The sequence below is a fragment of the Shewanella sp. N2AIL genome, assembly GCF_022690845.1.
Taxonomy (GTDB): domain Bacteria; phylum Pseudomonadota; class Gammaproteobacteria; order Enterobacterales; family Shewanellaceae; genus Shewanella; species Shewanella baltica.
In genome coordinates, this window is sequence record NZ_JALBYT010000012.1 from 116,243 (window position 1) to 129,411 (window position 13,169).

Genomic DNA, 13,169 nt, shown 5'->3' on the forward strand with positions numbered 1-13,169 from the left:
TGCCGTGGGTTTCTTCTTACGTCTGTTTTACCTCGCGCCCTTTTACCAAGCAAGTCCCATCTGCGTACTTGTCTCCTCAGGTATCTTCTCAAGTAGGCTTAACTCGGCGAGTTGAATCTGCGCTGCAATTTGGCTGCGCAATGTTTGATAGAGACGGATGGCCAATTCAGGCGCGGTTTCATTATCGGGAGTATGAATAAACAGATAGGGCTCTCGACCTTCTGCGAGCCACAGCGGGAGCTGGGTTAGCCAATTATCAAAAAAGGCATCGTTATTCTTAGGCAAAGCGCTAACACCTTGCTGCGCGAGTTGTGCTACGGCATCGTCTGGTTGGCCGATAAAGCGCACCACAGGATAATTGGCGGTGGCAATCGCATGCACTGGCACCCGCGGCTTTTTCTTATGGGCGTCGATAATGGCGGCGTTGCTGGGCGGCAGGGCAAACAAGGGTCTGCTATCCATGATGATGCGATTCACTTTTTTATCGATAAGTAATCGATTGAGTGCGCGCTCGGCGTCTCCCTTCGCAAAAAACGCTGCATGCCTGACTTCAACGCCATAGGTTAATCCTTGGGGGACTTGATTGAGAAATTGCGCTAACACAGGTAAGTTTTCTGGGCCGAAATGGGCGGGAAGTTGAATTTTCCAGATCCCCGTTTTATCGATTAATGGCGCCATTACTTGGAAAAAATCCTTCAACTCTTGGCCGCAGTGTTGCAATAGTCTTTGGTGAGTAATGGTTTGCGGCAGCTTGAAGGTAAAGCGAAAATCATCGGGCGTGGCACTGTGCCAGTTCATCACGGTTTGCAGTGCAGGCGTTGCGTAGAAGCTGGTATTACCTTCGACGGTGTTGAATATTGTGGCGTAACGGGCGAGTCGCTCCGCTTGTTTAATCCCATGGCCATAAACACTCTCTTGCCAATTCGAGTGTGACCACATGGCTAGTCCAAGGCGAAAATGGCTGGGTTTATCTAACCCAGAACGCAACTCATCCAAAAATAAATTCCTTAAAAATTATTCACATTTGCCAATGTAACTCTAGCCTTATGTAGGCTAGAGTTTGGGGGCATTGTGCCGATAATAATAGTCTAGAGTCAAATCGAGCCGCTGATGGCTTGAGGTATTGTATTTGATTTTGTTGTGCATTTAATCCTGTAAAAGCTGGACTTAACTTGGCCAACTCTGGAATGACATTGAAAATTAACCTACTCTAATAGTGCGTTATTACTATTTTTATGCTTATGATCGAGTTTAAGATTTAGCCAAAGACAGACGTTTATTGGAGAACTGCGTGAATAATGATGGCTACACTTCCCTAAGCAATTTTATCGACCTTCTCTTGGATGCTATTTGCGTCGTCGATAAAGCTGGGCGGTTTGAATTTGTCAGTGCCGGGGCAGAACGCATTTTTGGCTATACCCCAGAAGAAATGATTGGCATGCAGATGCTCGATCTTGTTATTCCTGAGGATAGAGAGCGCACACTCGCAACCGCCAATGAGATTATGACTGGCCGCTATAAGGTCGATTTCGAAAACCGTTATGTGCGTAAAGACGGCGTCATTGTCGATATTTTGTGGTCCGCACGCTGGTCCGATGCTTACCAACAACGCGTCGCGGTCGCCAGAGATATCTCTAAGAGTAAAAACGCCGAACGCAGACAAGCTGCACTGTATGAGATTTCTGAAGCTGTGCATGTCGCTGAGGACTTGCTAGCCCTATATCGTCGTATCCATGAAATCATTGCAAAATTGCTGCCCGCGGCAAACTTTGCCATCGCATTGTACGATCAAGATTTAAATGAACTCAGTTTCCCTTACAAAGCCGCTGCGGGTGATAATTCACTGGTCGATATTGCAAGTTTCAGCCTGTTCACCGAACAAGTGATCCACAGTGCAGAATCTTTACTCCTGTGTCCCGTGACCTTATCTGAGTATCCTCAAGCGATTCGCGAAGAGCTGGGTAATGGCAATTTAAGTTGGTTGGGTGTGCCGCTAAAGCTGCAAAAAGGTGTTATCGGTGCCTTGATGATGCATAGCTTGCCCACTTCGGCTTCTTATACGCACCAAGACCGTGAGCTATTGGAGTTTGTTTCTACGCAAATTGCCTTTGCGATTGAACGCCGACAAATGCTTGCGCGATTAGAGCATATTGCGCTGTATGATCAGCTAACCCTGTTGCCCAATCGTGAGCTTTTTTACGACAGGTTTCAAAAGGCACTATCCCGAGCCCATAGGGAATCAAGTTATTTCTCTTTACTTTATTTAGACTTAGATAAGTTTAAGTGGGTGAACGATACCTTTGGCCATAGTGTGGGCGATTTATTGCTGCAAGTGACAGCACAACGTATTGTCAGCTGTGTAAGGGGCTCTGATACCGTAGCGCGTTTTGGGGGCGACGAGTTTGTCATCTTACTCGAGCGCGTTGATTCGGCACAGAATACCCTGTTGGCAGCGCAAAAAATATTACAAGTGCTCAATCAACCCTTTGAGCTTACCGATCAGCAAATCCATATTTTACCGAGTATCGGTATTGCCTTGTATCCAGAGCACGGCACGGACGAAAAACAGTTACTTTCCTGTGCGGATGCGGCCATGTATAAGGCTAAGAAAAATGGGGGCAATCGCATTGAAATGGGCTATCAAGGGCTAAGAAGTCTGCATGCAGATCCTCTGACAGCGGCTCCTGAGTTAAAGAGCGCTGAGTTAAAAGACACTGAGTTAAATAACCTTGAAAACAAGGCGACTAAGATAGTGTGAGTTCGATTGAGGCGAGTTGGAGTTACTGGAATGTATAAAGAAATGCCCGCGAATGTCAGTGACATTCGCGGGCATTATTGTATGTAGCGGTTTTACGGTATCAGGGTATAGAGTCCGTGATGACTCTACAGTTTGAAGCGATTCACTTCCTGCTGTAATGACGCGGCTAAGTGGGCGAGTTCCTGCGCTTGCACCATAGAGGTTTGCGCCTCAATCGAGAGATTCTCCGACACTTCACGAATCGACTCCGTATTGCGGTTGATTTCGCTGGTGACTGAAGTTTGCTCTTCAGCTGCCGTGGCAATTTGGCTCGCCATATCTGAAATATCATTAATGGCTTTACTGATCAGCAACAGACTTTCGCTGGCGGAATTGGCGTCGGCCACACTGGTTTCTGCCATTTCATGACTCTGAGTCATAGATTTAACGGCTTTGCCGGCGGTTTGTTGGAGGGTTTCGATCATCGCTTGAATTTCTTGGGTCGATGAATGGGTACGTTGTGACAGTACTCGAACTTCATCGGCAACCACAGCAAAACCGCGGCCCTGTTCACCCGCACGCGCGGCTTCAATGGCCGCGTTGAGTGCGAGTAAGTTGGTTTGTTCGGCGATGCCACTGATCGTTAACAGAATACTGTTGATCTTCTGTGAGTGCTCATTCAGTTCACCGATAATTCGGCCGGCAGTTTCAACTTCACTGGCTAAATTACGGATAGATTGCTGACTCTGGGCGACTTGTTTGTGGCCATGATTCGAAAGCCCGACTGCATTTTGCGCCGTTTGTGCTGTGTGCTCGGCGTTGCTGGCAATCTCTTCGGTGGCACTGGCCATTTCGGTGACAGCCGTGGCGACCATAGTCACTTCATCTTGTTGTACTTCAATGCGTTGGCTGTTGTCTGTGGCCGAAGCACTGCTGCCTTGGGCTTGATGCTCCAATTGACCTGCAATCTTGTGCATGCGGGAAATCATGCCGTGGAGACGTTCCACAAAGCGGTTAAAGCCCGATGCCAACATACCAATTTCATCGTGACTGTTGGCAGTATGAATGCGTACCGTTAGGTCGCCATCACCTTCGGCGATATCATTGAGTGCTTGGGCAACGCGTTCGAGATCTTTGAATTGGATTTTGAAAATCGCGATTAAAATCAAGCCAAATAGCACTAATAGGGCGACACCTACGGCCGACATCCACCAGGCAAGATCGGTTGCCTGTGACATGATTTCTTGTTTATCCATCACGAAAATCAGCGCCCAGTCCGTTGAGGGAATTGCCGCGACATAGACTAATTTAGTGGCGCCATCTAGGGTGCGTTCTTCCATGGTATTGGCATTGGTGCGTTGCGATAACCAGCTATTGCTAAAATCACTATCAATTTTCGTGAGTTGTTGGGTATTGAGCTGACTATTGGGATGACTGATGATGAGTCCCGCAGTATCGACCATCAAGGTATAACCTTCGCCCGGCACTTCAAGGCGCTGCACCGCATCGGTCAATTGATCTATGGTTAAGTTCGCTGCGGTCACGCCTATCAGCCGGCCAGAACTCATTACAGGCTCTGCAATGGTCACAACTTGTTTTTTCAGTGTGGCGCTGACGTAGGGCGCCGTCATGATCATTTTACCGGCAGCTTTAGCGTCCATATACCAAGGGCGAACGCGGGGATCATAATTCGCAGTATTCAGAGACGGATCTTGACGATACATGTTGCCTTGCTCGTCGCCATAATAGGTGAGGGCAAAGTCCACCGCAGTATGCGCTTGCAGTAAATGAGGGGTAACGTTTGTACTAGGATCGGCTTCAATGGCTTGTTTTAGGCTGGTAATGGCCATTTTTCTGTCTTGCATCCACTGACCAATGCCGGATGAAAAGGTATTCGCCAGTTGGTCAATTTCATGTTGAGTGTTTTCTAACGCATTATTTCTAATGAAATAACTAGAGATACTTACGAGTACAGCAATAGTGATCAGTACAGCGGAAAGACTGCTGAACAGCAGCCGTGTTTTGAGTGTCGATCGCATAATCTATTCCTTTATATTCCGTTAGCTCTCTAACGTTGTTTTAGTATAGCGGCAGCAAGGGGAAAAACATTAAACCATGAGTGAATTATAGTAATAAATTTAGACGTGACGCCCATAATTTAAAATTTTTATAATCATATGATTTCTATGTTAATAACGATTGAGTGAGCCATTCTTTATTAATGGTTACTCGATAAAACTGAGAAGATTGAATTGAGGTGGATGAATAATATTCTACAAATGATAAATATCATTCTTTATCGTCAGTAGACCGTTAAAATATACTCGTTCTCGCTAACGATATAATTAAATATGTTACCGTTTTACGAGTTTTATTAATTGATTATTCAGAATGCCAACCTGTTTATTTGAAGGCTAAGTTTCTGTGGGGAGTCTTGTTGTTCTGCTTCGTGCTTAGGCTTCATTTATTACGTCACATAAAAAAGGAGCTCCTAGAAGCTCCTTGTTAATTCTAAAATGGCCTTAATCTCATTGGGTCATTTTATTTTTGATCAGTACACAGCGCTGTTCCATTTGACGGGTTTCTAATAGATTGCGGCGGGTGAGATTCGATAATCCAGTTTGGCTATCAAGCACTTTATCCAATGCCGCTATGCTAGTGTAGTTACAATCAGTAGGAATCAAGTTGTGAGCGTAGTTACGCATAAACACAGGGCCTTTTTTATCCATATCCCTCAAGCTCGCCAGACGTTCTTCCGCCGTAGCCGCGCTCAATAGTTTCTGCTCCGCAGGATAAAGATTTTCCATAATGATCCGTTGCTTGGAGAAAGGCAGGCTGTCTTGATGAACCTTGCTTAACCAGCGACGTTTGTCCGCCGCTTCTGGGCGGATCACTTGCGCCGCAAGCGCAGCTTTTTCGCCTGAGTCCGAATTATCCTTGGCCGCTTCTTTGGTTAAACGTTGCTGCGCGTTAGGGAAATCATAGCGATTGAGCTGGGTGATGATCGCCCAGCGTAAATCTTGATCTAAGGTTAATCCCTTAATTTTTGTCTCACCGTCAACGAGTTGCGCTAAATGGCGCAGTGAATCTCTGTCGCTGGCTAAACTGACATACGCATCGAACCAAATACGTTGGAAGTCATTATCGCCTTTGCTTTCCATCGCTTTTCTAAGGCTCATCTGGCTTAAGCCTTTGATTGCATTCTCAGCGTAGTTTTGCTGAATAGGTGCGATCTGTGCGAGATACTGCTTCGAGCGCAACATGCTATCGATGATCTGACCAACAATCGTGTAGTCCGTCTCAGCAGGCGCGTTAACAAACACTGTGCTTAGGTATTGATCTAAGCTCAATTTACCTTCACGAACGCTGTCCCACAGACTTTGCCACAGCATAGAGCGCAGCAGTGGATCTGACACATTACTCAACTGCTGTTTTGCGGTGTTAAAGGATTTGTCATCGAGCTCGACTTTCACAAAGCCCCAATCATCAAAGTTTGGGTAGACTAAGTCTGGGCAGCGCTCACCAATCAGTTGTTTGACTTCGGTACGCTCACCCTTGTAAGTGACAGTCACAGTGACGTCATGACGCAAATCGAAGCGGCCTTGGGTAAAGAGGGCCACTTGGACTTTTTGTTCGCGTAATGTTGGCAGCTCAGCGCTTGCTGGAAGCTGAAGCAGGCTAAAGTCGCTGATACGGTTACCTTCACAGCGATATTCCGCCTTGATGGTGTTAACGCCCGCGCTGTAGAGCCATTCTTGAGTCCATGCGCTTAAATCACGACCCGCGGCTTTGCCTAGGCTATTGATAAAATCATCTAACTCGGCATTTTGATAACTATATTGTTTTAAATAATTGCTGACTCCACGGCGAAACACCATGTCGCCCAGCAAGTGGCGCAGTTGTTTCAGTGTCGATGCGCCTTTTTGATAAGTGATCGCATCGATATTGTCGAAGGCGTTTTGGGTTGTTGCCACTGGCACTTCAATCGGATGCGTAGTGACTAAGCTGTCCTGCTCATAAGCTCTTTGTTTGCCTTTAGCGTAAAAAGTGCGCCAAGCATTGGTGAATTCGGTCGCCTCCTGAGTCGCAAGCGTGCCCATAAAGGAGGCAAAGCTTTCATTGAGCCACAGGCCATTCCACCATTTCATGGTCACGAGATCGCCAAACCATTGATGCGCCATTTCATGCATGATCACGCCGGCTAGGCTTTGTTTTTGATCTGCCGTCATGGCTGCTTTATAAAGGAAATGATCCTCGGCAAAGGTCACAGCACCCGCATTTTCCATGGCGCCATAGAGGAAATCAGGCACCAGAATTTGATCATATTTCTTAAAGGGATATGGAATGCCAAAGTAGTTATCGAAGAAGGTTAACCCTTGTTTGGTATAGTTAAACCAATCCTGCGGTGTGACTTGATTCGCCACAGATTCACGGGCGAACAGGCGCATCGGATAGCGGCCCGAGTTGTCCTGCCACATGTGGTAAGGGCCCGCATGCATAGAAAAGTTATACGGACTGAGTTTTGGCGTATCAGGGAAGGTCCAACGATTGTAAGCGCCCGCTGGAGTGATTTGGCTTTCACGCATAGTGCTAATCACTTGCCAATCTTTGGGCGCTGTGACCGTAATCTGATAGTTGGCTTTGATATCCGGTTGGTCGAATACGGCAAACATTTGCTGCGCGGCGGCGGGTTCAAAATGCGAATAGAGATAGACCTTGCCATCGACCGGATCTTTAAAACGGTGCAAACCTTCGCCGTTGGTGCTGTGAGGGCGGGTAAACTGCACTTCAACCGTGTTTTCACCCGAGGTCAGCAGACGCGTATTTAAGCTAATGTAAGCGCCATTATAGTTTGGATATACGGCGGTACCGTTGATGATAAAGCGTTTTATCTGTGCCTTGTTTAAATCTAAGCTCAGTTGTTTTGGTATTTCACTTAATTGAAAGGTCACTTTAGAGGTGGCGGAAAACTCGGCTTCCCCTGTGAGCTGAAAATCCAGTTCATAGCGAACATCAGAAATGATCTGCGAGCGCAGCGCGGCCTGATACTGGCTAATGTAAGCACTGGCGTCACGTGGGCCCGTATTAAGAGTGCTTTGGGTGGCACACGACATCAATGCGCCGCAGGCAAGGGCAACAAAACTGGCTTTAAACAAGTTCACAACTAAATCCTTCAACAATTTGTTTTGTTTTCTGCTTGGATATTTACTTTCAATATCGGGAGTTTGGGGTTGCCTGAGTGGCAAATGATCCCCCGCGCCAACGCCGATTTGAAGCAGCATCATTGCAGTGTATTTTGGCCGAGTACACTACCTTATTTACCTTGGATAACCAATGTTAAAAATGTAAAAAAAAGCCAGCGTTTAAGCTGGCTTCTTAGGATTTCTGTTTGGTGGTAGTAAGCGCCAATAGACAATTACATGCCTAAGAAAGACTTAGACTTCATCTTACGGATTTCTTTTTCATCAGACCATTCGATCAGGCCTGTTTCTAAATCCATTAAACGCATTGTCATCTTGTAGTACACGTCTTTAGTGCTACCGTCTTGCTTAACTATGCTAGATAAATTGCCGTATAACATGTATTGCGCGCCGATTTGACGACCAAACTTGATGGCGGTTGATGGATCAACCATGCCAGTGTTGTTTTGGTAATCCAATTGCTTACGGACTGAATCTACTTTAGTCATGTCGATAAAACGGAACTTGCCTGAGCGCAATAGTTTGTTGCTGATAGAGTCAGTAACAGACTCAGTATCAATGTGCTCTGAGGTTTTGTTCTTGATGCTGTCGACAAATAAAATCGGACGGCTATTGGCTGTCATGGCAACGATAGGAGGGAAAGTCATCATGCTATCCACCATCTTGGCTGCAATAGCTTGTAGATCCGTTGAGCCAAAATTCTCATTGACGGTTTCAACTTCGGTGGCATCGCCATATTCGACTTTAGATTGACATGCAGCCAGACCCATAACGGCAGCCAGCACAAAAATCAGTTTAAATTGTTTCATAGTCAGTTCCATTTTGTGATTGTATAAACTTAATGACACACGTCTTATTCAAATACCACAACCGCTAGGCTAAATGATTATTGAATAAATTCGGGTGTAATTACCAGTATCAATTGCCCAGACTAAGGTGGTTTTGCCTGCTGCAACGTCAATTTTTGCCGGTGGCGCTTTATCTAACTGCAAAGTGTATTCACCCGCACTCAAATAACGCCGCCCGATCTGTGCTTGTTTAGGCAGCGTCAGCCAACTACGACGATCCGCTTGCTCTGTTACTACGTTAAAAATCTGCATCGCTATGCTGCCAATATCGGCGGCATTGTTTCCGGGGCTGCCACTCTTTCCAACCTGATAGGCCATCTCAGATTTGGCATAAACCCTTGCGACTTGGCGAACCAAGGTTGCGGGCAGATCTTCCTTGAGTGCTGTGATGGCTAAGGCATCGATATTGGCAATAGGTTCAGTTTTCAGCACTGTACCTAAACCTTGCACTTGCGTCTCTGGCACAAAAGTATTGTTTGGCATGTAAGTGGCTAGCGACACGGTTTGCCAATTGCCATGGATAGTAAAAGGCACGGTAAGGGCTTGCTTGGCGGGCACAAAGCCGCGCTCGACCATCAAAATCACTTGGCCATCTTTGGGATTAGGTAATTTAGCATCGCCCCAACGACGTTTAAACTCATCATATTGCGGCATGCCGAGTTGCTTGGCGAGACGCACCAGATCTTGCTGTAAATAGGTGTTGCCTGGGGTGATTTGTGCCGCTTTACGATAATCGATATAGGCATCGTTCGGCTCACCCAGCACTTCATGTAATACGCCAGTGGTGTAATAGCTGTAAGCGTTTAAGAAAGAACTCGTCACAGTGCCTGCGGCTTGGCCTAGCTTGTTGACCTCGGCATCGATAGTCCCGTTTGCCATGGCTTGCACCGACTTTTGCGATTTTTGATAGCGCTCTTGCTCGCTGCTTTGTAACTCGTTACTGCGACGAACTTCGACTAAAGCGCCTTGGTAATCGCCACTAAATAAATAATTCAGCGCTTGGTATTGGTGCAGCATGATGCGTTCATACCCAGGCCCTCGGTACGGAATCGCATTGTCGTTTAACACTAAGCTGCTGGCTGTGGCACTAATATCACTGACGCTGACTTTGGCCTTATCATCAAAGGCGGTGTAAGCATCGACCGCTTGTTGGTAGTACTTTTTACTGGCCGCAAAATCGCCGGCGACTTGAGCAATACGGCCCGCTTCTTGAGCATAGAGCAGGCCATCGTTGCCATTGATATTACTGGCAAGTTTGTCGATATCGGCCAAGGGTGTTGCACTATTCAACTCTTGTTTGAGCGGTTCAATCTGTGAAGGGTAATTAATAAAAATACTGTTGTAGGCGCAGCCCGATAAACTTAACACCAACCCCATTACCAAAGCGGGTGCAATAAAAGCGCGAGATAAAGGTGTAACCAAAGACAGTTTCATTATTGCGCTTCACCTTGTTCGATGGACTTGGCTGAAATCGACTGAGCCTGTTCAGGCATACGTGAGCGCTCGAGTAAGGTGATCCCTTGCAGGTGATCAAATTCGTGTTGAAAAATCCGCGCAATAAAGTCTGTTAATTCGGCCTGTTGCCACTCGCCTTGTAAATTCTGGTAGCGCACTTCAATGGCTTGATGTCTTAGTATGTTAAATCTTTGGCCAGGAACGGACAGGCAACCTTCTTCGCCGCCGACTAAGTCACTCGATGCATGAATGATTTGTGGATTAACCACGACTACAGGCGCCATATTGGGTGCGTCGGGATAACGTTCATTAGGTCGAGAAGCCATAATAAATAAAGCTAAGGGACTGTGAACCTGTGGCGCCGCGATGCCAACGCCAACGCCTTTGGCGGCTTCCATGCTGGCAGACATTTGCTCTGCAAGGTGCGCGAGCTCGGCATCGAAATGATGCACTGCAATTGCAGTCTGCCCTAGGATAGCTTCACCCACTAACGCTATGGGTAATAAAGGCGGGGTTTGTTTTGGCATCAAATGTTTAAACATCGCATTCCCTGGATATTTTGCGGTAACCGTCTTTGAATCAAAGTCTTATTTTAAAGCGTCAGTATTAGTAATGTGGCGGCGGCGTTTCTTCAGCCTGAGTCGCCATATTACTCGGTTCCATGTCTTGTAACTTACCAATTAACATGTGAATTTGGTGCTGTTGGTGAGCCACAAGTCGATTTAATTTGATCACTTCTTGGTTTAACTCTTCGACTGTTAGCTCTTGAAAAGCCAATTTGGTTTCTAGATCTTCAATTTGTGCTTGTACGCCTTGCATGACTAACCTCTATTGCTGCCAAGTCTCAACTAAGCCTTGGCTACTGATACTAACGACTTTATTGGTATCTCGAATTGCCACAGAGTATACAACGGCTCCTCGATTTTGGCTGTTTTTAGTGAGTGCAACCTGCCATTTTTCGATTTCCTTACCCGAGTCGCGTTGCCACAATATGACTTCCCGCGCCGGCGTTCCCGTTAATATCTGGCTGTCTTGTTTGATAAACCTCACAGCAGAAAAGTTCATCTGCCGACGGGTAATATCTAACTGATTTAACAGCTTACCGCTAGTGTTATCCCAAATTTTGGCTTCATTTGTGCTGCCATTGGTAAAACTTAGTGTGCCACTGTCGTTAAGCGCCACTTTAGTGATACGGCTGCCTAAGGTCCAAGTATGAAGCGGCTGACCCGTTTGCGCCTGCCAAAGAATCGCCTGCATATCATTCGAACCCGTTAATGCTAATCGACCATCCGCGGAGAGGGCCACGCTATTGACGCGATCTTTATGTCCCAGAAATTTGATTAAGGCACTTTGGGCAGCATTGAGCGACATAACTGAACCATCATTTAAACCAATGAGTAGTGCGCCATTATCGGCTACCGCCACGCTTTCACCGGATGAAGGCAAAGACCACCATCCTAGGGATTTTCCGTCGGCTATTCTCCACATGGCAACTGAATCTCGGCTTAACGACGCAGCAAATAGTCCGTTGGGCGAAATCGCCGTACCTGTGACGCCAGTATTGATATCGCCATGTATCCATTGGTATTTAAGTGTATGGGTGCTGAGATCCCAGCATTGGACTCCACTACTTTGGGTGGCGACTAAGGCGAATTGTCCATTGCTCGATAGACTCGCGCTATAGCTAGCTTCCGTGGTGAGAACGCTAATGTCTTCCGCTTTAGGATGGCAAGCTGTCAGAAAAATTGTGCAAATTACCAGCAGTAGATTTTTCTTCATGAACTTGCTCCCTAAGTTGCTGTCTTTAGACTTGATCAAGTGACATTAATCACTGTTAACCCATAAAGAATCTAGTTGGTATAACCGAGATAACTAGTATAAAGTTGTCTCGCTTAGGTTATTGTAACCGCTTGAGGATGCTGAGGAAGCTTTAATGAAATCGATTTATAAATTATCGTTAGTTGCATTGGCTGTTATTGGCCTATCTGCTTGTAATCAAGAAGAAAAAGCAGCTGCTGCGAGTACAAGTGTTGAATTAACGACAGAAGCTCAAAAAGAAGCTTACAGTGTAGGCGCTTCAATCGGTCGTTACATGTCTGGCCATATCAAAGAGCAAGAAGAATTAGGCCTACCAGTTGATCGCACTCTGATTGTCACTGGTTTCACTAATGGTCTGAATGACCAATTAAAATTAACCGAAGAAGAAATGCAAACCATTCTTCAAGGTCTAGATAAAAAGTTAAACGATAAACGTCAGGAACAAGCGACTGCGATTTCTGCTAAGAACATCGAAGACGGTAAAAAATTCCTTGAAGAAAACAAGGTTAAGTCTGGCGTAGTGACAACTGAGTCTGGCTTACAATATGAAGTATTAACACCAGGTACTGGCGAAAAACCTGCCGCAGAAGACACTGTAGAAGTGGATTATGTGGGTACGTTAATCGACGGTACTGAGTTCGACAGTTCATACAAACGTGGTCAAACGGCTAAGTTCCCACTGAACCGCGTGATCCCAGGTTGGACTGAAGGCGTGCAATTAATGCCTGTTGGCGCTAAGTACAAGTTTGTTATTCCTGCAAACTTAGCCTACGGCGAGCGTGACACTGGTACTATTCCACCAAATTCCACACTGGTTTTTGAAGTTGAATTGAAATCAGTTGAGAAAGCGTCTGCAACGCCAGCCGCTGAACCAGCAGCTAAAAAGTAATGAATTAACTGCCGCGTTTAATACGCAGTAAGTGAAATACCGCTCCTAAATGGGCGGTATTTTTTTGTCTGTAAAAATCACATTATTGTTTTAACCGACTTTCCGCACCTGATTTAGGAATAAATTTGCCGATACCGTTCGCCTAACACGTCGAGAATGATCTGCTGGTCCACTGTGAGTCCTGTGACTTGAGGTGGCGCCTCTCCCAACTGGTACTCGTG

10 protein-coding genes are annotated in these 13,169 nt (G+C 46.2%); 2 read left to right on the forward strand and 8 right to left on the reverse strand.

Translation table 11 applies throughout. From position 1 onward, the window contains the following. Positions 1 to 42: 42 nt before the first annotated feature. Positions 43 to 996 carry a DUF72 domain-containing protein gene (locus MO387_RS09480; protein WP_107948906.1) on the reverse strand — a complete coding sequence of 318 codons (954 nt, stop codon included), beginning with the start codon at positions 994 to 996 and terminating at the stop codon, positions 43 to 45. Positions 997 to 1,291: 295 nt separating this feature from the next. Here MO387_RS09480 and MO387_RS09485 point away from each other — a divergent pair, with 295 nt between their 5' ends. Further along, positions 1,292 to 2,758, forward strand: a complete 1,467-nt coding sequence (locus tag MO387_RS09485) for a GGDEF domain-containing protein (protein WP_107948904.1) — start codon at positions 1,292 to 1,294, stop codon at positions 2,756 to 2,758. A 125-nt stretch (positions 2,759 to 2,883) separates the two neighbouring features. On the opposite strand, the gene MO387_RS09490 is transcribed toward MO387_RS09485, so the two are convergent. The 7 genes from MO387_RS09490 to MO387_RS09520 form a co-directional block, all read right to left on the reverse strand. Continuing rightward, a complete protein-coding gene (locus MO387_RS09490; protein ID WP_107948899.1) occupies positions 2,884 to 4,776 on the reverse strand; it encodes a methyl-accepting chemotaxis protein in 1,893 nt (630 codons plus the stop codon). 489 nt (positions 4,777 to 5,265) lie between these two features. Beyond that, positions 5,266 to 7,899 (reverse strand): aminopeptidase N, encoded by a 2,634-nt coding sequence (gene pepN / locus MO387_RS09495; protein WP_107950300.1) that lies wholly within the window; start codon positions 7,897 to 7,899, stop codon positions 5,266 to 5,268. A 254-nt stretch (positions 7,900 to 8,153) separates the two neighbouring features. After that, positions 8,154 to 8,747: a penicillin-binding protein activator LpoB gene (gene lpoB, locus MO387_RS09500; RefSeq protein WP_006080406.1), complete on the reverse strand. Its 594-nt coding sequence runs from the start codon at positions 8,745 to 8,747 to the stop codon at positions 8,154 to 8,156. 69 nt (positions 8,748 to 8,816) lie between these two features. Then, a complete protein-coding gene (locus tag MO387_RS09505) occupies positions 8,817 to 10,220 on the reverse strand; it encodes a hypothetical protein (RefSeq protein ID WP_107948897.1) in 1,404 nt (467 codons plus the stop codon). Further along, positions 10,220 to 10,783 (reverse strand): peptide deformylase, encoded by a 564-nt coding sequence (gene def, locus MO387_RS09510; protein WP_107948896.1) that lies wholly within the window; start codon positions 10,781 to 10,783, stop codon positions 10,220 to 10,222. Before def ends, MO387_RS09505 begins: the two co-directional genes overlap by 1 nt. A gap of 64 nt (positions 10,784 to 10,847) precedes the next feature. Continuing rightward, positions 10,848 to 11,060 carry a SlyX family protein gene (locus tag MO387_RS09515; RefSeq protein ID WP_006080410.1) on the reverse strand — a complete coding sequence of 71 codons (213 nt, stop codon included), beginning with the start codon at positions 11,058 to 11,060 and terminating at the stop codon, positions 10,848 to 10,850. Between the two features lie 9 nt (positions 11,061 to 11,069). Beyond that, positions 11,070 to 12,020 (reverse strand): hypothetical protein, encoded by a 951-nt coding sequence (locus MO387_RS09520; RefSeq protein ID WP_006080411.1) that lies wholly within the window; start codon positions 12,018 to 12,020, stop codon positions 11,070 to 11,072. 154 nt (positions 12,021 to 12,174) lie between these two features. Here MO387_RS09520 and fkpA point away from each other — a divergent pair, with 154 nt between their 5' ends. Then, positions 12,175 to 12,948 (forward strand): FKBP-type peptidyl-prolyl cis-trans isomerase, encoded by a 774-nt coding sequence (gene fkpA / locus MO387_RS09525; protein WP_107948895.1) that lies wholly within the window; start codon positions 12,175 to 12,177, stop codon positions 12,946 to 12,948. The last annotated feature ends 221 nt before the right edge of the window (positions 12,949 to 13,169 follow it).